Here is an 18,889-nt window from a genome sequence, read left to right on the forward strand (position 1 = left end):
TGGCACCAACACCGTCACCTTCACCGTCACCCTCAGCAATGCCAGCAATCTGCCGGTCACCGTCGCCTACGCCACCGCCAACGGCACCGCGCTGGCCGGCTCCGACTATGTCGCCCAGAACGGCACCTTGACCTTCGCGCCCGGCCAGACCACCGCGACCATCACCATCACGATCCTGGACGACGCGGTCTACGAAGGCCCCGAGTCCTTCTCCGTCGAACTCTCCAGCCCGACCAACGCCGTCATCCTCGACGGCTCCGGCATCGCCACCATCAAGGACGACGGTACCGGCACTATCGTCGATCCCACGCCGACCGATCCGCCGCCGGCGCCCGATGACGACCGGCCGCGCGTGCTGGCCATCAGCAATGCCGTCGCGGCCGAAGGCTCGCCGCTCGACTTCACCGTCACGCTCAGCAACGCCTCGACCACCGCCACCAGCATCACGCTGACGCTCAGCGACGGCAGCGGCAGCATCGCCACCGACACCCCGCAGCAGATGCTGGTGTCCTTCGACGGTGGAACGACCTTCACCACGCTGAGCGGCATCACCAGCGGCACGGCCGTGAGCATCTCGGTGCCGGCCGGCGTGACCAGCTTCCTGGTGCGCGTGCCCACCACCGACGACACCGTCTTCGAAGGTCCGGAAACGCTGACGCTGCGGGCGGCCACCCCGACCGACACCAGCGCGGGCACGCTGCCGGTCACCGGCACCGGCACGCTCTACGACGACGGCACGAACAAGAGCACCAATGATCTGGTCTTCAGCGGCGCGCTGTCCGAGGAAGGCCTGAGCGGCGGTCTGGCCGACACCACCGGCGCGACGACCGGTGCCGACACCACCAATGCCACCACCTTCACCGGCACCCTGGCGCTGTCGAGCGCGCTGACCAGCGCCGGCCTGGTGCTGGCCTGGAGCGCCACCCAGGCCGCCTCGCTGCAGTCCTCCGCCACCGGCACCGCGCTGACCTGGACCGTCAGTGCCGACGGCCGGACCCTGACCGGAGCAGCCGACGGCAGCACCATCTTGACCGCGGTGCTGAACGACACCGGGGCCTACAGCGTCACGCTGTCGGGCCCGGTGCGCCATGCCGGCAGCGGCGAGGACACGCTGTCCTTCAACCTTGGCTTCACCGCCACCCAGGGCAGCTACAGCGCCAGCGGCGTGGCCACCATCACCGTCGAGGACGATGCGCCGGCCACGATCGCCGACCAGTCCACCAGCGTCACGCTGCAGGACACCAACCTGCTGATCACGCTCGACACCTCCGGCTCGATGCTGTCGACGCTGACCACCGGCGCCCTCACAGGCACGACCCGGCTGGATGCCGCGATCGCGGCGATCAAGAAGCTGCTCGACAGCTATGCCGAGTTCGGCAATGTCGCGGTGCAGCTGGTCACCTTCTCCGACACGGCCACCGCACCCAGCAGCACCTGGATGAGCGTCAGCGCGGCCAAGCTGCTGCTGGAGAACCTGACGACCGGCGGCAACACCAACTACGACGCCGCGCTGGCGGCGGCGCAGGCCGCCTTCTCGACCTCCGGCCGGCTGACGACCGGCCAGAACGTCGCCTACTTCTTCTCCGACGGCAACCCGACCGCACCGAGCGGATCCATCGGCGTGAGCCCTGCCGAGGAAGCCGCCTGGGCCGGCTTCCTGGCCTCGCAGCAGATGAACGCCTACGCGATCGGCATGACCTCCGATGTCAGCGCCTCGCGGCTCGACCCGATCGCCTGGACCACCACCGGCGGCACCGCGGCCAGCTCGATCATCGTGACCGATCTGAACCAGCTCAGCGGCGTGCTGCAGAGCACCGTGCCGATCCCGACCGGCGATCTGGTGACCGGCGGCGAGATCCGCGGTGGCGGCCAGATCGGCGCCGACGGCGGCTTCGTGCAGTCGGTGACCATCGACGGGATCAGCTACACGCTGGCCAGCGCCAGCGCCCGCACCATCGTCGTCAGCGGCGGCACCAGCACGATGCAGTCCTTCGACCCCTCCAGCAAGCTGCTGACGGTCACCACCGCGCAGGGCGGGCGCTTCATCATCGACATGGACGACGGCACCTACGAATACCGGGTGCCGGCCAGCGTCGCGGCCAAGGTCGCCACCGAGGAGATGCGCTACGTGGTGTCGGACAAGGACGGCGACACCGCCTCGGCCACCGTGACGGTGCGGGTCAACGATCCGTCCATCGTCGGCACGACCAATGCCGACACCCTGACCGGCGACGCCACCACCGCCGACTACATCAGCGGGCTGAGTGGCAACGACACCCTCAGCGGCCTGGGCGGCAGTGACACCCTGGTGGGCGGCACCGGCAGCGACTGGCTGACCGGCGGCGCGGGCAATGACGTGTTCGCCTGGTCGCTCAATGACCAGGGCAGCAAGGGTGCGCCGGCGGTCGACACCATCACCGACTTCGAGATCGGCGCCGACATCCTGGACCTGCGCGACCTGCTGGTCGGCGAGGGCTTCGGTGCCGGCAACACCGCCGGCAACCTGGCGAACTATCTGGACTTCGAGGTCAGCGGCACCACGACCACGATCCATGTCAGCACCACCGGCGCCTTCACCGGCGGCACCTACAGCGCCGCCGCCGAGGACCAGACCATCGTGCTGCAGAACGTCGACCTGCCCTCGGCGCTGGGCCTGACCAGCGGCGCGACCGACGCGCAGATCATCAGCGCGATGCTGACTCAGGGCAAGCTGGTGGTGGACCCGGCCTCGGGCACCTGATCGGATCGGATCAGACCCAACCGGATCAGACCGACAAGAACGAAGGGGCTGCAGTCGCAGCCCCTTTTTCATTGCATCGCGCGGCGGATCCGCGCTCGCATCAACAGTCGGCTCAGCGGTCGGATCAGCGGATCGCCGGCCCGGTCACGCCATCGACCCCGGCCGCCCACAGCGCAGGCAGATCGGCCGGATCGCGCACGCCCTCGACGAAGACCTGCAGTCCCACCCCGTGCAGCATGCCGACCGAGCTGCGCAGCCAGAGCCGGCGCGTCTCGTCGCCAGCCAGACCGGCGGTCCAGGTCGAGGCCAGCTTCACATAGTCCAGACCCGCCTCGAGCAGCCGGCCGATCGAGGCCAGCCGGTCGCCGGCATGCTCCAGCCCGACCCGCACGCCCAGCGGCCGCAGCAGCCGGCACATCTCGTCGAGCGACTCCGGATGGCGCTGCAGCGCCATCTCGTCCACCTCGATCCACAGCCACTGTGCGGCTTCGCCGGCCGCAGCCACCCGCGCACGCAGCCTCGGCAGGAAATGCGGATCGGCCAGCGACTGCGGCGACAGGTTGACGCCACGCGGCTGGTGGTCGGCGCCGATCGCGGTCAGCACCAGCGCGACTGCGGCCATGTCGACATCGCTGCCCAGCCCGGTGCGCAGGGCCATCGGCAGCCAGCGGCTGGCCGGCTCCAGCGGTCCGCCCTCGACCAGCTGCAGCCGCAGCGGACATTCCTGATGCAGCAGCACCCCGCGCGCATCGCGCACCGGATAGGGCTGCAGCTGGATGCGCGCGGCCATCAGCGTGTCGAGCAGCGCCCGGCGCCAGGCATCCTCGCCGCCCTGCACCGGCGCCTCGTCGATGCCATCGAGGTGGCAGCGGAACGGCCCGGCCGCCTCGGCCACCGCCAGCGCCCGGTCGGCGGTGGCCAGCAGCTCGGCCACCGGGCGATCGCGGTGGCAGGCGGTGGCCGACATGACCACCGCGACATCGTCCAGCCCCTCGATCACCGTGCGCAGGCGCCGCATCAGCGCCTCGGTCAGCTCGCGCACGGGGCGCTCGCGCGAGTGGATCACCGCGAAGTCGCTGCCGTTGAGCCGGCCAGCCACCAGCGGTGCCGGCTGTCCGGGCGCCGCCTCGGCCAGCACCGCGGCGATCGAGCGCAGCAGCTCGTCGGTGCGCAGATGGCCAAGCCGGCGATTGACATCAGCCAGCGCCAGCAGCCGCACCAGCACGATCTGCGTCTCGCCGGCGCCGTCCTCGCGGCCCAGCTCCGAATCCAGCACAGCCATGAAATGCCCGCGGTGCGCCAGCCCGGTCAGCGCGTCGCAGCTGGCCTGACGCCGCAGCTGGTCGACCTGGCGCGACTGCTCCTGGAAGAACTGGTTGACCCGCCCGACCATCATGTTCATGGCCTGCGCCACCCGGCGCAGCTCCGGCGTGGCCGGCTCGGCCATGCTGACGAAGCGGCGCTGCGTCAGCGCCTCGGCCTGCTCCACCACCGCATCGAGCTGTCCGCGCAGGCGCCGCACCGCCAGATGGCCGACCAGCGCGGCCAGCACGCCCACGCCCAGCGCCCACAGCGTCATGCGCACGCTCGACCACCACAGATCGGCATGCGCGAAGGCCGACTGGCTGCGCAGCTCCAGCGTGCCGATCTGGTTCCAGCCGTTCGAGACCTGGGCCACCCCGGCACGCGGATGCACCGGCACCTGGTCGACGAACCAGGCCGGCACGTCACGCACCGCCACCTGCGCGGTGCGCTCCACCAGGACACGGCCGTCGGCGCCAACCAGCCGGATCGACTGATAGTGCCCGGTGTCGAACTGCGAGGCGATCGCCAGCTCCAGCAGCGCCGCGTCCCCGCGCTGCTGCGACAGCGACAGCGCCAGCGTCTGCGCGTTGTCGTTGTTCTTCATCGACAGCTGGGTCTCGAGCGAGCCTCGCGCCGTCCAGACCGACATCAGCACGCTGCCGGCGCTGGCCAGCACGATCGTGCCCATGATGAGGATCCACACCTGCCGGATCAGGGACATGGCGGCTCCTTCGAAGTGCGTGTCGTCGTCATTGCAAAAATCATCGTTGTTTTTTCACCAACCGGTACCAATGCAAAGCCTCAGAAAAGACCCTGCTCGCGGGCCTTGATCAGCACCTCTCGCCAGCGGGACAGCCGCGCGGAGGGGTCACCGGCGCCAGGGCCCTGCGTGCCCTGCCACAGTCCGTCGGCATTGAAGCTGAACACCGGCTGCAGGTCGGGCCGGCGCGAGGCCGGGCGGATGTCGCCGATCAGGTTGTCGAGGATCAGCGGCTCGGCCGTCGGTGCCGGATAGTAGGCCAGCACCATGTGCGCCTGCTGCACCCCGCCGACGCCGCCCAGCGTCGCGCGCACATAGACCAGACGCAGCTTCGCCTGCGGCACGCCCGCGGCCATCAGCGCGAAATACTTGCCGATCGCGTAGTCCTCGCAGTCGCCCTGGCCCTGGGCGAACATCTCCAGCGGCGTGGCCCAGTAGTCGACCTGCCCCCAGACCTCGATGTCGTCACGGAAATAGATGCGCCGGTTGAAGAACTGGTTGACCAGCTCCAGACGACGCTCGTCGTCCATGCGCTGGCCCATCTGCACCGTCTCGATCAGGGCCTGCGCCAGATCGACGCTGCGTGCGCCGTGGCGCTGCGCCTGGCGCAGCATCTGCTGGGTGTCCCAGGCCCGCGCGCCGGCCGACCACAGTCCGCCGCCCAGCGCCAGCGCCAGCGCGGCCACCACAGGCAGCAGCGCCAGCAGCACCGGCGAGGCCCGCCCCCGCAGGGACCAGCCTCGCCAGCGATCGCGCACAAGCGGAGGTGAACCGGACACGACAACATCCATGCCCGCCTTGTCGGCAAGGAGTTGTCAGAACCGTAGGCATCGGTCACGAAACCGCACGCCCGGAAGTGAACAATGCGATTTTGTGCTCAGGCCACTTGGAGTCGACCGACCCGCTGTGGAATACTCGTTGAAGGTTGTTCGCGAGTTGCTCTCACATTTCCGCTCGGGAATCCAACCTCCATCCGCGTGTCACGAAGGGAGAGACACGCCGGCAATGTGTTTCTCCATCAAATGTCCCGTCCGAAGGCCAGCACAAGGATCCAGGAAACAATGAACAAGGCAGCCTCTCATCTCGTCATCGGCCTGATCGCCTTCGCCTGCCAGGTCGCCGTTGCCCAGAGCACCGACCCGCTCAAGGATGCGGTCCAGCGTGCGATCACCACCAACCCCGAGGTCACTGCACGGCTCAACGCCTTCCGGGCCTCCACCGACGAGATCGACGTGGCCCGCGGCGCCTACTACCCGCGCGTCGACCTCTCGGCCGAGGCCAACCGGATCAACGAGCGCATCGGCTCGGTCACCCAGAACATGAACAGCGCGGGTGTCGCGCTGTCGGCCACCCAGCTGCTGTGGGACGGCTTCCAGACGATGAACCAGGTCGACCGGCTGAACCATGCCCGCCTGGTGCGCTATTTCGAGTTCATCGACACCAGCGAGCAGGTCGCGCTCGAGAGCGTGCGCGCCTACATCGACGTGCAGCGCCAGCGCAAGCTGGTGCGCATGGCCGAGGACAACTATGTCCAGCACCGCCATGTGCATGACCAGATCCAGTCGCGGGTGCGCGCCGGCGTCGGCCGCGGCGTCGACCAGGAGCAGGCCGCCGCCCGTCTGGCGCTGGCGGAGTCGAACCTGACCACCGAGACCTCCAACCTGCATGACGTGACCGAGCGCTTCCGCCGGCTCACCAGCGGCCTGCCGCCGGTCGAAATGCCGGCGGTGACCGGCCTGGAGCGCGGCCTGCCCGCCACCAGCGGCGCGGCGCTGGAGCAGTCGGTCAAGCGCAATGCAGCGATCGCCGCGGCAGTCGAGAACCTGCGCGCCGCGCAGTCGGTCTCGCGCGAGCGTGAAGGCAATCTCTACCAGCCCCGGGTCGAGGCCCGGGTGCGTGCCGCGGCCGGCCGCAACCTCGACGGCACGCTCGACCAGAAGCGCGACACCACCGCCGGCGTGGCGCTGAACTGGAACCTGTTCAACGGCGGCGCCGACAAGGCCCGCGTGCGCCAGGCCGCCAATCTGCTGGGCCAGGCCACCGACACCCGCGACAAGGCCTGCCGCGATGCCCGCCAGACCGCCGCGATCGCCTACCAGGACACCCAGAAACTCGCCGAGCAGCAGGCCTACCTCGACCGTCATGTGCTGTCGAGCGAGAAGGTGCGCGATGCCTATCGCCAGCAGTTCGACATCGGCCAGCGCACGCTGCTGGACCTGCTGAACTCCGAGAACGAGCTCTACGGCGCCCGCCGCGCCTACGTCAATGCCGAGCATGACCTGCAGGTCGCACGGGCCCGCACCCATGCGGCCACCAGCACCCTGGTCGCCTCGCTCGGCCTGACCCGTGCCGGCAGCGCGGAAGACGAGCCCGCGGAAGGCCGCTACTGGCAGGCCGGCGACGATGCCGCCACCCGCTGCCCGATCAGCGCCACCGATCTGGTCGTCACCCCCAAGGCCGATCTGGACGCACGGGCGCGTCAGCTCGGCGCCTCGCTGGCGCCGATGCCGGCCGCACGCGGCGCCGCACCGGCAGCAGCAGCCGCGCCGGCCGCCCCGGTCGACATCTCCGCACCGGATCCGGCGCCCAGCACCCCGGTCTCGCAGCGCCTGCTCGACTGGGCGGCCACCTGGACCAGCAAGGACGCGACCCGCTACCTCAGCTTCTACGACCCGAGCTTCAAGCCCGAAGGCAGCGCCTCGCGCAGCACCTGGTTCGCCAATCGCACCAAGCTGCTGCAGAAGAGCGGCCCGGTCGAGATGAAGATCGCCAATGTGCAGCGCCGCACCGTCTCGGCCAATGTGGTGGAGACCCGCTTCGACCAGATCTATACCTCCAAGGACCTGAACGACAAGGCCCAGAAGGTGCTGACCTGGAAGCGCCGTGGCGCCGAGTGGTACATCGTCAAGGAAAGCACCAAGCGCTGATGCGCCTCTCCCCTGCCGGCCCCACGGGGCCGGCAGCGTCCCCGGCCTCGCGCCACAACCCGCCCCCACCTCTTCGCTTCCCCGCTTCCTGCCGCCCGTGTTGTGCAGCGCTTGCACAACAGATGTTCACATTCTCTCGTCCAACAGCGATCCCGCGATCGTGCTGAGCGGCGTGACCGTGAGCGGCCGCAGCAGCGGTGTGCTGAAGACCCGCCAGGTGCTGACCTCGGTCGACATTCTCGGGGCCGACCGCATCGAGGATCGCAACGTCGCGCAGAGCTGGGAACTGCTCGGCCTGCTGCCCGGCATCCAGCTCACCGAGACCCGCATGGGCGCCGAGTCGGGCAAGCCGACCTTCCGCGCCTTCAACGGCGAGGGCTACATCAACGGCATCAAGGTGCTGATCGACGGCATCCCGAGCAATGTCAACAGCGGCAACCAGCGCTTCATCGACATGGTGTTCCCGCTGGACATCGACAGCATCGAGGTGGTGCGCGGCACCAATGATCCGCGCCACGGCCTGCATGCGATCGGCGGCAGCATCGATGTGGTGACCCGCCAGGGCGGCAACGACGGCGAGGCACGGCTGAGCGCGGGCAGCTTCTCGACCCGCGAGGTCCAGATCGCGTTCGGGCAGGAGGCCGACGGCTTCGCGCAGAACTACTTCGTCGGCCACCAGCATTCCGACGGCTACCGGGCGCACTCGGCGTCGGAGCGGCAGGCGGTCGGCGGCAAGTGGTTCCTGTCCTCGCCGAGCGGCGACCTGCGGCTGGGCCTGATCGCGCGTCTGTCGGCGCAGCGGGCCGAGGAGCCGGGCTTCATGACCGCAGCGCAGATGGCCGCGGACCGCTGGCAGAGCTTCGCGCACAACGCCAACGACGGCGACACCCGCGACATGCGCCAGGCCAGCGTGCATCTGGACTGGAAGATCCGCCCCGATCTGCACCTGTCGGGCCGGCTCTACAACAACATCTTTCAGCCAGCCGACCACCACCTCCAACGACGACAGCCATTCGCTCGACAACAGCGCGGTCTTCGTGCAAGCGCTGGTCCAGGCCACGCCGACGCTGCGGCTGGTGCCGGGCTGGCGCATCGACCGCTTCCGGGGCGACACCCTGATCAACACCAGCGGCCTGCGCGGCAGCCTGCAGGACTACGGCCCCATCAACCAGCCCAAGCTCAGCATGATCTGGAGCCCCTCGGCCTCGACCAGCGTCTATGCCAACTGGGGCCGCACCTTCCAGATCCTGACCGGCTCGCGGGCGCCGGCCTATCTGACTTCGGCCTCGCAGGCGCCCTTCGGCGCCTCGATCAACACCGGGCAGGAGCTGGGCGTGAAGCTCGCGCCGCTGGACGGGCTGGAGACACGGGTGGCGCTGTGGCGGCAGGATGCCACCGACGAGGTCGCCAACATGCCCAGCACCGGCACCACCGTCGGCCTGGGCCGCACCCGCCGCCAGGGCCTGGACCTGCAGGCGACGCTGCGCGCCAGCGAGCAGCTGCGCCTGTGGGCCTCGCACTCGCTGCAGGAGGCGCGGGTGGTGCAGGCCTACACCGCCAGCGGCGTGTCGCTGGCGGGCAAGGAGGTGTTCTCGACGCCGCGCCACATCTCCAATCTCGGCATCGAATACAGCCCGGACGCCCAGTGGCGCCTGACGCTGCAGGGCCGCGCCCAGGGCAGCCACTACATCGACGACCTGAACGCGCAGGGCAAGCATGGCGCCCATGTGCTGTTCGACCTGAGCGTGCGCCGCGCCCTCTCGAGCCGTGCCAGCCTGGACCTGCAGGTGCGCAACCTGGCCGACCGCCAGCATGCCTACACCTGGTACGACAACTTCTTCTGGCCCTCGGGCAGCGCGCAGCCGATGAGTTCGCCGGGAGCACCCCGCTCGGTGACGCTGGCCCTCAACCTCAAGATGTAAGAACCGGATCCGCGCTCGAGTAGACCAGGCGCGGATCCAGCGGCGAGCACGGGTCGGCCCGCAGCAGCCCCTGGCGGACCATCGCGGCCAGCGTGCGCCGGCGCAGGTGATCAGGCTCGCGCTGCAGCAGCTGCGCCAGCACCTGCAGGCCGAGCGAGCGCCCGCTGCACAGCCTCAGGATGGTGTCGCGCAGCAGCGCGGCCTCGACCCGCGGCCGCACTGCCACCGGAGCGGCCAGAGCCATCAGCTCGGCACGCGCCGGATCCTGCAGGGCATCCAGCGCCAGGATCGGCACGGGCGGCCCGAGGAGCGCAGGCTCGGTCTGCGGCGGGGCTCGATCGGCACGACTTGCGCCAGCGACCGCGCCGCGATGGCCTCCAGCTCGGTCTGGAGCGCCCGGGCCTGGACGCTGGTGGTCACCGAACCGGCCCTCGCCGAGTCACTGTTGTGCTTCCTGCCCCCGTCAGGCCTTGACTGCGGCTGGCCAAGCTGCGGCGCCAGTCGCACCGACCGGCGCCGCAGCAGCCCAGGCCGCGTGGGTCCAGAGCGAGCGGGGGCCACCCTGGCAGCGCATCGCGCTGCTGGCCCGACAGCATGGCGCGCTGCTGATCATCAACCTGGCTGGAGCTTCGCCGGCGACGGCGCCTCCATCGTCGAGAAGACGATGACCTCGCTGGGCGAGCAGCTCGAGGCCGGCAGCCGCTGGCAGGGCAACCCGGCGCAGGCGACCGGCGGGGCCTGCTGAACGGCCGGCATGGCGGCCGGGCCGGATGCGCTCAGGGCGCCGCCGGCACGCTCAGGCCGAACAGCTCCGCCATCGCCACCCGGTACTGCGCCAGGCCGATGGCATTGGTGTTGTGGTGGGTGCCACCCTCGACCAGCTCGAAGCGCTTGGGGCCGCGCGCAGCCTCGAACAGGCGCCGGCCCAGCTCGGGCCGGATGGTGCGGTCTTCGCTGCCATGCACCACCAGCAGCGGCGAGCCGATCTGCGCGACCCGCTCGACCGAGGCGAAACGCTGGGTGATCAGCGGCTCCAGCGGCAGCCAGCCCCAGCGGTAGGAGGCGACCACCTCCGGAATCGAGGTGAAGGTGCCCTCCACCAGCGTGCCGGCCTCGTCCGCCACCCGGGTGGCCAGATCGATCGCAATCGCCCCGCCCAGCGAGTGCCCGAAGATGTAGCGCGGCCGCCCGGGATGCTCGCGGGCCAGCCAGTCCCAGGCCGCCCAGGCGTCCTCCAGGGCCAGGGTCTCCGAAGGCAGCTCATCGCTGCTGCGGCCAAAGCCCCGGTAGTCGATCGCCAGCACCGAGAAGCCGAGCTGCCGCAGCCGCTGCGCCCGCGCCGCCGAGCCCACCACATTGAAGCGCGCCCCGTGCAGATAGAGCAGCACCGGCGCCTGCGGATCACTGGCGAAGCGCTCGTGCGCGCTCCACAGGCCATGCAGCCGCACCGGCCGATCCGTCTCGGCAGAGCGGAAATCGATCCAGACCTCGTCCATGCCTCGCGCGATCTCCTCGGCTCGCCCCCAGCTGCGATCCGAGGGCTGGAAGATCCAGGCCCGCTGACGCTCGTCCAGAGAACTGCAGCCCGCCGACAGCAGCGCCAGCGTGGAAGACAGGATCAGCAGGAAACTCAGCGCGGACAGGCGTTTCATGGCCGACGCATGGTCGCAGAAACGGGAAAGGGGAATGCGGCATGGGGCTTACCGGCAGCAAACCCGACGCCAAAACAAAAAAGGACTTGGCACTGCTGCCAAGTCCTTGTCGCTGAACGCTTGTTGCGTCTTCTGTTCTGGTGGGCCCTGAGTGACTCGAACACTCGACCTACGGATTAAGAGTCCGCTGCTCTACCAACTGAGCTAAGAGCCCGTCACCACCGCGTGTGCGGTGAACGGTGAAACACTGAATTCTGGTGGGCCCTGAGTGACTCGAACACTCGACCTACGGATTAAGAGTCCGCTGCTCTACCAACTGAGCTAAGAGCCCGCATTCACTGCCCATGGGCAGTGAAGACGAATGAAACACACGACAGCTAGGCAAGTCTGGTGGGCCCTGAGTGACTCGAACACTCGACCTACGGATTAAGAGTCCGCTGCTCTACCAACTGAGCTAAGAGCCCTTGCCTGCTGGCCCTGATTTTCATCAAGACCGTGACTATATCATGTTTTTGGTGGGTCGTGCGGGACTCGAACCTGCGACCTACGGATTAAAAGTCCGCTGCTCTACCAACTGAGCTAACGACCCCCACCGGCCCGGCCAATCAGTCACTGATCAGCCGAGCCCTAGATTCTAATACACCTCACCTTGGTGCCGTCAAGCACCTCGTACGTCTGCGCGCACGCCTTCGAGAATCTGCGCCGCGGCAGCCAGACCGAAGCTGGCGGTGACCATCACGCTGGAGCCGTAGCCGTGGCAGTTCAGGCTGCCGTCGACGGCGCAGGCGCCGTCCGTCTGCGGGCGCTGCACCGTCTCGCGCGAGAAGATGCAGCGCACGCCGATGCGCCCCTGGCGCGGCGCGCCCTCGCGGCGCAGCTGCTGGCGCAGCCGGGCCAGCAGCGGGTCGTGCGTGACCTCGGCCAGATCGGCCGCCTCCACCCGCTCGGGGTGCGACTTGCCGCCTGCCGCGCCAGCCATCACCAGCCGGTGCCCGCCGGCCAGCGCCCAGCGCGCCATCGCCAGCTTGGCGGCATTGCGGTCGCAGGCGTCGATGACCCCGTCGACCTCGATCGGCAGCAGGGCCGGCCAGTTCTCCGGCTCGACGAAATCCTCGACCGCATGCACCCGGCAGCCCGGATGGATGTCGGCGATGCGCTCGCGCAGCGCCTGCACCTTGGCCGCGCCGACGGTCGCGCCCAGCGCCTGGATCTGGCGGTTGATGTTGGATTCGGCGACATGATCCAGATCGATCAGCACCAGCTCGGCCACGCCGCTGCGCGCCAGCGCCTCGACCGCCCACGAACCGACGCCGCCGACGCCCACCACCGCCACCCGGGCCGCACGCACCCGCGCATAGGCCGCGTCGCCCCAGAGCCGGCGCAGGCCGCCGAAGCGGCGCTCGAGATCGGCATCACCCTCTTGTGCGGCGAGCGTCGACATCACGGGAAGCACAGAAGCCACGCTCACTTCAGCTGCCTGATGCGCTCGGCGGCGGCCTGCGCGGCCTCGGACTGCGGATAGTTGCGCACCAGCTCCTCGAGGGTGCGGCGGGCGCTCTTCGGATCCTTCAGCTCGATCTGGCAGTTGGCCAGCGCCAGCAGCGCCTCGGAGGCGCGCGGATGGTCCGGCGTCGAGCTGACCAGCGTGCGGAAGATGGTCATCGCCTCCTTGACCTCGCCCTTGCCGTAGAGGGCGTTGCCGAGCCAGTACTGCACATGGCCCTGGTAGGGGCTGGAGGGAAAGCGCTTCTGGAAGCTGGTCAGCGCGGCGGCAGCATTGGCGAACTCGCCCTTGCGCAGGATGCCGATCGCCTCGTCGTAGGCCTTCTTCTCGGGCGCCTCGACCACCGCGTCGCGGCCGTCGAGCGAGACGCGCTGCGGCTCGAGCCGGCGCATGCGCTCGTCGATCGCGGCGAACTGGTCCTTGAGCTTGCGCTGCAGCTCGGCGATCTCGCGGGCCAGGTCCTTGCCGGACTGCACCTGCTGCTCGTCCTGGCCACGCAGCTTCGCCAGGTCGGCGCGCAGCGATTCGATCTGGGCATTGAGGTCCAGCAGGCTGCGCTTGAGCGTCTCGACCTGCTCGGCCAGCTCGCGCTGGCGCGCATCGCGCTCGCTGCTCTCCTGCTGGGCGCGCTCGAAGCGGCCGCGCAGCTCGACGATGGCCTTGCGGGCCTCCTCGTCATCGAACAGCCCGGCCTGGGCGCCGACGGGCCAGGCCGCGGTCAGCGCCAGCAGCAGCGCCGCCGGAGCCCGTGCAGCGCGGATCGACAGGGGGCGGCGCGTCATCTCAGCGGTCCTTCAGCTCGGCGCGGCGGTTCTTGGCCCAGGCGGCCTCGTCGCTGCCCTGGGCGGCCGGGCGCTCCTTGCCGAAGCTGACCGCCTCGAGCTGGCCGTCCTGCGCGCCCAGCAGCACCATCGAGCGCACCACCGCATCGGCGCGCTTCTGGCCCAGCGCCAGGTTGTACTCGCGGCCGCCGCGCTCGTCGGTGTGGCCCTCGACGATCATGCGGCGCTTGCGGTCGGCGCTCATGCGGCGGGCATGGGCCTCGACGACGCTGCGGTACTCGTCCTTGACGACGAAGCTGTCGAAGTCGAAGTAGACGACACGGCCGGCGCCCGCTGCCGCATCGGCATTGCGGCCGGTGTCGACCGGGGTGACGGCGGAGCTGCCGACGCCGCCGGTGCCGGCCCCCTGGGCCGCGCCGGTGCCGGCGCCGGAAATCGTGCCGGTGCCGCGGCTCTCGACCGGCGCGGGCGGCTCGACGCGGGTGTTCGAGGCGCAGCCCGCCAGGAAGGCGGCGCTCAGGCCCAGGGACAGGAAGGCGGCGCGGGAGCGAAGGATCTTGGACATTGCATGTTCTCCGTGAAAGCGGCCAGGTTCAGCGGCCGAAAGGACCCCAGACCGGCTCGCGCACATCGACCATCGGCGGGCTCAGGCGGGCCTTGATGGACCCGTCGAGCGTGGTGGTCATCAGCACATCGCGCCCGCCGGAGCGGCTGGCGTAGATGATGAGCCGACTGTTGGGCGCGAAGCTCGGGCTTTCGTCGTCGTTGGTGTCGGTGAGTGCGGTCACGGTTCCCGAGGACAGGTCCATCAGCTGCAGGCGGAAGGATCCGCCGCCGTTGCGGGTGATGTAGGCCATCCAGCGGCCGTCGGGGCTCAGTGCGGGACTGATGTTGTAGCTGCCGGAAAAGGTCACCCGCTCGGCGTTGCCGCCGGCCGCGCTCATGCGGTAGATCTGCGGGCCGCCGCCGCGGTCGCTGACGAAGTAGATCGAGCGGCCGTCGGACGACCAAGCCGCCTCGGTCTCGATGCTCGAGGCCTGGGTGAGCCGGCGCGGCTCGCCGCCACCGCCGCGCCCCACCAGATAGATCTCGGAGTTGCCGTCGCGCGTGAGCGTCACCGCCAGCTGGCTGCCGTCGGGCGACCAGGCCGGCGCGCTGTTGGAGCCCTTGAAGCTGGCCACCACCCGGCGCTGGCCGGAGGAGACGTCCTGCACATAGACCACCGGCTTGCCGCTCTCGAAGGAGACATAGGCCAGGTTGCCACCGTCGGGCGACCAGGCCGGCGAGATGATGGGCTGCGCGCCGCCGACCGCCACCTTCGCGCCCTCGCCGTCGGCATCGGCGACGAAGAGCGTGTAGCGGCCGGCGCTCTTGGAGACATAGGCGATGCGGGTCGAGAAGATGCCGCGCTCGCCGGTGAGCTTCTGGTAGATCTCGTCGGCGATGCGGTGCGCGGCGCGGCGCAGGTCCTCGCGCGGCACCGCCAGCGACTGGCCGAGCAGGTCGGCGCCCTTCACCACATCCCAGAGCCGGTAGCGCAGGTCATGGCGGCCGTCGGCCAGGCGGGTGGCCGAGCCGCCGGCCAGCGCGTCGGCGCCCCGGTTGCGCCAGCCGGGAAAGTCGGGGCGAGAGAGCTCGTCGATCGCCTCGCCGGCGGCCGGCACGATGCGGAACAGCCCGCTGCGCTCCAGGTCGGCGCGAATCACCTGCGAGATCGGCACCGCGGCACGGTCCTCGTCGCGGAAGGGCGCGATCGCGACCGGGATCTGCGAGGCGCCGATGCCGGAGATCTCGACGCGGAACTGGGCCTGCGCGGCCGGCACGGCTGCCAGGCCACCCAGCACGGCGCAGCCGGCCGCGGCCTGATGCAGGAAATGACGACGATCGTTGAATCTCATCGGTGGGTTCATCGGTGGGTTCATCGGGCCGGAGGTCGTGGAGAGCCCGGCGGCCGAGGCGCGTCGCCGCACTCCAGCCAGATCTTCAGGTAGCGGTAGTAGGACGCCTCGGCATTGTGGACGGCCAGCACGAAACCGAGACGACCGTCGAGAAAGCCCCGGCGCAGGATCCAGGTGCGCACGAAGGCCCACAGGCCATGGCCGATCGCGCGGCCCAGGCCGCCGCGACGCCCGCGCGCGGCCAGGTCGGCGGCGCGTCCGCTCGAATAGCGGTTCATCTTGTCGTTGGCCACCGTCAGCGTGACCATGCTCTCGTGCAGCAGATGGCCGTGGCCGTCGAGGTCGGCGCTGCGCCCGGACCAGAGCAGGCGCTCGTGCACGCGGTCATCGCTGAAGCGCGCGCCCTCTCGCGGGAAGAGCCGCAGCACCCGGTCGGGATACCAGCCGCCGTGGCGCATCCACTGGCCGCAGAAGGACGACAGCCGCGGCAGCCGCCACGCCAGGTCCGCCGGCGGCGCGGCGACGAGGCGCGCGACCTCGGCCGCCAGCGCCTCGTCGAGCCATTCGTCGGCGTCCAGGCTCAGCACCCAGCGCCCGCGCGCCAGCGCCAGCGCCCGGTTCTTCTGCGCGCCGAAGCCGGGCCAGTCCGGGGTGATCTCGACCCGCGCGCCCAGCCGGCGCGCGATCGCCACCGTGTCGTCGGTGCTGCCGCTGTCGACGACGACAATCTCGCCGGCGAAGGCCACCGAGCGCAGGCAGCGTTCCAGCCGCGCGGCCTCGTCGCGGGTGATGACAACGACGGACAGCTCAGGCACGGGCATGGCGCTGCCGGAGCGGGCCGCGCTGGATTCGCGGGAATCGGAAGGATCGGTCATGGGCATGCAAGGCGCCGATTGTAGGCATCTGCCGGAACCGGCAGGCCAGCCGCGGTCTGAAGGACAGGTGCGGCGCAGCGTCGATAATCGGCCCCGACACTTCGAGGAGACGCCGATGACCCCGCCGATCAGCCGCTTTCCCGTGCCCGACCTGGCCGACCTGCCCGAGGACCTGCGCACGCGCATCCTGGCGGTGCAGGAGAAGGCCGGCTTCGTGCCGAATGTCTTCCTGGCGCTGGCGCACCGCCCGGACGAATGCCGCGCCTTCTTCGACTACCACGACGCGCTGATGCTGCGCCCCTCCGGCCTGAGCAAGGGCGAGAAGGAAATGATCGTCGTGGCGACCTCGGGCGCGAACCGCTGCCTGTACTGCGTCGTCGCGCACGGCGCGATCCTGCGCATCCTCGAGAAGAATCCGCTGATCGCCGACCAGATCGCGGTCGACCACCGCAAGTCCGACGCCACGCCGCGCCAGAAGGCGATGCTCGACATGGCGCTCAGGCTCTGCCGCGAACCCGACGCGGTCGACGAGACCGACTTCGCCCGGCTGCACGAGCACGGCTTCTCCGACGAGGACATCTGGGACATCGGCGCGATCACCGCCTTCTTCGGCCTGTCCAACCGCATGGCCCACCTGCTGGCGATGCGGCCCAACGACGAGTTCTTCCTGATGGGACGGGTGCCGCGCGCGCCGCGCCCCTGAACCCTGCGCCAGCCCTCCCCCTGCCCTTCAAGTCCTTTCCCGGATGACGATGTCCCGTGCTGCCCCCGCCTCGATCAGCGGCTTCACCTTCCTGCGCCACGGCGTGAAGCTCGGCTTCCCGTTCGAGGCCTCGATCCGCTCGATCCTGCCGCTGGTCGACGAGTTCGTCATCGCGCTGGGCGCCGGCCAGGACGAGACCGAGGCGCGCATCCACGCGCTGGCCGCCGAGCAGCCCAAGATCCGCATCATCCCGACCCTCTGGAACGAGCGCATGGCCGAGAAGGGCTTCGTCTACGCGCAGCAGAAGATGATCGCCCAGTACGCCTGCACCGGCGACTGGGCCTTCTACCTCGAGGGCGACGAGGTGCTGCACGAGGCCGAGCTGCCGGCCATCCGCGCCGCGGTCGACCGCCACCACGCCAATCCGGCGGTCGAGGCGCTGGTGTTCGACTACCTGCACTTCTACGGCTCGCCAGAATGGCTGGCCGTGAGCCCGGCCTGGTACCGGCGCGAATGCCGGCTGATCCGCAACACCATCCGCAGCTACGCGCCCGACGGCCAGTTCTGGGTCGTGATGGACCGCCACCGCCGCGGCCGCCACCCGCAGGCGGCGCTGGCCGGCGCGCACATCTACCACTACGGCCATGTGCGCCGGCTCGACTACATGCAGGCCAAGATGGACCAGGTCAGCAAGTACTGGTCGCACCAGCCGCCGAAGATGAGCTACTCGATCGATCCGCAGGCGCTGCGCCGCTTCGAGGGCACGCACCCGGCCTGCATGGCCCACTGGCTGGCGCATGACGCCGAGCCCGTCTTCACGCCCGATCCGGCCCACCCGCTGACCCGCCGCGAGCGCAAGCACCGCAAGGCGATGGTGCTCGAGCGCTGGTTCGGGCTGGACCTGAGCCACAAGCACTACAGGCTGGTGGCCTGACAATACAGGCATGAGTTCCCGCTACACCATCGTCATCCCGGTGCTGAACCAGTGGCGCTACACCGCGCTGTGCCTCGACAGCCTGCAGGCGCAGGGCGTTCGACCCGCCGACATCCTCGTCATCGACAACGCCAGCACCGACGAGACCCCGGCCCGTCTGGCAGAACGTGCTGCAGAGGACGGCCTGGGCACGCTGGCCAACCGGGTCAACCTGGGCTGCGGCGGCGCCTGGACGCAGGGCGCGCTGCTGGCGCGCGAGTCCGACTGGGTCGTGCTGCTGAACAACGACGTGCTGGCCGGACCGCGCGCGATCGACGCGATGCTCGATGCGGCAGAGGCCCGCGGGCTGAAGGTGGTCAGCCCAGGCCTGCTCGAGGGCCAGGAAGACTACGGCTTCGCGGCCTTCGCGCCGCAGTACCTGCTGAAGATGGCCGGCACGGTGCGCCGCGGCTGGTTCCACGGCGTGTGCTTCGCGGTGCACCGCAGCGTGTTCGAGGCGATCGGATTCCCCGACACCGACCGCCGTCTGGGTGGCCACGAGGACATGGAGTACCTGGTGCGCTGCCTGCGCGCGGGCATCGAGGTCGGCACCGTCGGCGACGCGGTCTTCCACCACTTCGGCTCGATCACGCAGAAGGCGATGAAGCAGGAGTCCGGCGCGAAGTCGCTCGGCGACCGGCACTATTTCTACAGCCGCCTGGGCATGGGCTGGCTGGCGCGCAAGCGCTTCAAGCTGCAGCGCGAGCGCCAGCGCCGGCAGTGGAGCGCCGAGGAAAACGCGCGCAGCGGCCACAGCCTGCACATGCTGCGGGTCGAGGGCCAGTGGCGATCGGTCTGAACGCCCCCACCGTCCGCCAGCACCTGTCACGCTCCCGTCAACGCCTTTG

Annotated in this window: 16 protein-coding genes, 4 tRNA genes and 1 pseudogene; 7 read left to right on the forward strand and 14 right to left on the reverse strand. The window is 69.9% G+C overall.

What is annotated here, in order from left to right; genetic code table 11:
• A partial coding sequence (locus HZU84_RS14115) for a Calx-beta domain-containing protein (RefSeq protein ID WP_180692966.1) occupies window positions 1-2,740 on the forward strand: 2,740 nt, incomplete at its 5' end.
• Window positions 2,741-2,864: 124 nt separating this feature from the next.
• On the opposite strand, the gene HZU84_RS20995 is transcribed toward HZU84_RS14115, so the two are convergent.
• Window positions 2,865-4,766, reverse strand: a complete 1,902-nt coding sequence (locus tag HZU84_RS20995) for a bifunctional diguanylate cyclase/phosphodiesterase (protein WP_149503716.1) — start codon at window positions 4,764-4,766, stop codon at window positions 2,865-2,867.
• Between the two features lie 80 nt (window positions 4,767-4,846).
• Complete coding sequence (locus tag HZU84_RS14125; protein WP_244954272.1) at window positions 4,847-5,584, reverse strand: transglutaminase-like cysteine peptidase; 738 nt, start codon at window positions 5,582-5,584, stop codon at window positions 4,847-4,849.
• Window positions 5,585-5,866: 282 nt separating this feature from the next.
• Between HZU84_RS14125 and HZU84_RS14130 the strand changes: the two genes are divergently transcribed.
• The 3 genes and pseudogenes from HZU84_RS14130 to HZU84_RS20660 all read left to right on the forward strand — a co-directional run bounded on the left by HZU84_RS14130 (window position 5,867) and on the right by HZU84_RS20660 (window position 9,654).
• Window positions 5,867-7,732: a TolC family outer membrane protein gene (locus HZU84_RS14130; protein WP_149503718.1), complete on the forward strand. Its 1,866-nt coding sequence runs from the start codon at window positions 5,867-5,869 to the stop codon at window positions 7,730-7,732.
• A 217-nt stretch (window positions 7,733-7,949) separates the two neighbouring features.
• Window positions 7,950-8,210: pseudogene (locus HZU84_RS20655) on the forward strand (TonB-dependent receptor plug domain-containing protein); the annotation flags it as partial.
• A gap of 460 nt (window positions 8,211-8,670) precedes the next feature.
• On the forward strand, window positions 8,671-9,654 hold the full coding sequence (locus tag HZU84_RS20660) for a TonB-dependent receptor domain-containing protein (protein ID WP_244954522.1): 984 nt from the start codon (window positions 8,671-8,673) through the stop codon (window positions 9,652-9,654).
• Here HZU84_RS20660 and HZU84_RS14140 read toward each other — a convergent pair.
• The 12 genes from HZU84_RS14140 to HZU84_RS14195 all read right to left on the reverse strand — a co-directional run bounded on the left by HZU84_RS14140 (window position 9,644) and on the right by HZU84_RS14195 (window position 16,311).
• Window positions 9,644-9,949, reverse strand: a complete 306-nt coding sequence (locus HZU84_RS14140; protein ID WP_149503719.1) for a hypothetical protein — start codon at window positions 9,947-9,949, stop codon at window positions 9,644-9,646. The genes HZU84_RS20660 and HZU84_RS14140 overlap by 11 nt on opposite strands.
• 317 nt (window positions 9,950-10,266) lie before the next feature.
• A complete protein-coding gene (locus tag HZU84_RS14145) occupies window positions 10,267-10,410 on the reverse strand; it encodes a hypothetical protein (protein WP_180692967.1) in 144 nt (47 codons plus the stop codon).
• A 20-nt stretch (window positions 10,411-10,430) separates the two neighbouring features.
• Window positions 10,431-11,306 (reverse strand): alpha/beta hydrolase, encoded by an 876-nt coding sequence (locus HZU84_RS14150; RefSeq protein ID WP_149503720.1) that lies wholly within the window; start codon window positions 11,304-11,306, stop codon window positions 10,431-10,433.
• A 138-nt stretch (window positions 11,307-11,444) separates the two neighbouring features.
• Window positions 11,445-11,520: transfer RNA gene (locus HZU84_RS14155), tRNA-Lys, on the reverse strand.
• 41 nt (window positions 11,521-11,561) lie between these two features.
• Window positions 11,562-11,637 (reverse strand) — tRNA-Lys (locus tag HZU84_RS14160).
• 57 nt (window positions 11,638-11,694) lie between these two features.
• Window positions 11,695-11,770: transfer RNA gene (locus tag HZU84_RS14165), tRNA-Lys, on the reverse strand.
• Between the two features lie 49 nt (window positions 11,771-11,819).
• Window positions 11,820-11,895 (reverse strand) — tRNA-Lys (locus tag HZU84_RS14170).
• 69 nt (window positions 11,896-11,964) lie between these two features.
• Window positions 11,965-12,747, reverse strand: a complete 783-nt coding sequence (locus HZU84_RS14175) for a tRNA threonylcarbamoyladenosine dehydratase (RefSeq protein WP_149503721.1) — start codon at window positions 12,745-12,747, stop codon at window positions 11,965-11,967.
• A gap of 23 nt (window positions 12,748-12,770) precedes the next feature.
• On the reverse strand, window positions 12,771-13,592 hold the full coding sequence (gene ybgF / locus HZU84_RS14180; protein ID WP_149503722.1) for a tol-pal system protein YbgF: 822 nt from the start codon (window positions 13,590-13,592) through the stop codon (window positions 12,771-12,773).
• Window position 13,593: 1 nt separating this feature from the next.
• A complete protein-coding gene (pal, locus tag HZU84_RS14185; protein WP_149503723.1) occupies window positions 13,594-14,157 on the reverse strand; it encodes a peptidoglycan-associated lipoprotein Pal in 564 nt (187 codons plus the stop codon).
• A 28-nt stretch (window positions 14,158-14,185) separates the two neighbouring features.
• The gene (gene tolB / locus HZU84_RS14190) at window positions 14,186-15,502 is read right to left on the reverse strand and encodes a Tol-Pal system beta propeller repeat protein TolB (RefSeq protein ID WP_149503724.1); all 1,317 of its coding nucleotides are present in this window, start codon (window positions 15,500-15,502) and stop codon (window positions 14,186-14,188) included.
• Between the two features lie 8 nt (window positions 15,503-15,510).
• Window positions 15,511-16,311 (reverse strand): glycosyltransferase family 2 protein, encoded by an 801-nt coding sequence (locus HZU84_RS14195; protein WP_149505251.1) that lies wholly within the window; start codon window positions 16,309-16,311, stop codon window positions 15,511-15,513.
• Window positions 16,312-16,480: 169 nt separating this feature from the next.
• On the opposite strand from HZU84_RS14195, the gene HZU84_RS14200 reads away from it, so the two are divergent.
• Genes HZU84_RS14200 through HZU84_RS14210 form a run of 3 tightly spaced genes read left to right on the forward strand, consistent with a single transcriptional unit; the run spans window position 16,481 to window position 18,840 of the window.
• Window positions 16,481-17,068: a peroxidase-related enzyme gene (locus HZU84_RS14200; RefSeq protein WP_149503725.1), complete on the forward strand. Its 588-nt coding sequence runs from the start codon at window positions 16,481-16,483 to the stop codon at window positions 17,066-17,068.
• Between the two features lie 43 nt (window positions 17,069-17,111).
• Window positions 17,112-18,002 (forward strand): glycosyltransferase family protein, encoded by an 891-nt coding sequence (locus HZU84_RS14205; protein ID WP_257644613.1) that lies wholly within the window; start codon window positions 17,112-17,114, stop codon window positions 18,000-18,002.
• A 10-nt stretch (window positions 18,003-18,012) separates the two neighbouring features.
• Window positions 18,013-18,840: a glycosyltransferase family 2 protein gene (locus HZU84_RS14210; RefSeq protein WP_149503726.1), complete on the forward strand. Its 828-nt coding sequence runs from the start codon at window positions 18,013-18,015 to the stop codon at window positions 18,838-18,840.
• The last annotated feature ends 49 nt before the right edge of the window (window positions 18,841-18,889 follow it).

It is taken from the genome of Sphaerotilus sulfidivorans (genome assembly GCF_013426975.1).
Taxonomy (GTDB): domain Bacteria; phylum Pseudomonadota; class Gammaproteobacteria; order Burkholderiales; family Burkholderiaceae_C; genus Sphaerotilus; species Sphaerotilus sulfidivorans.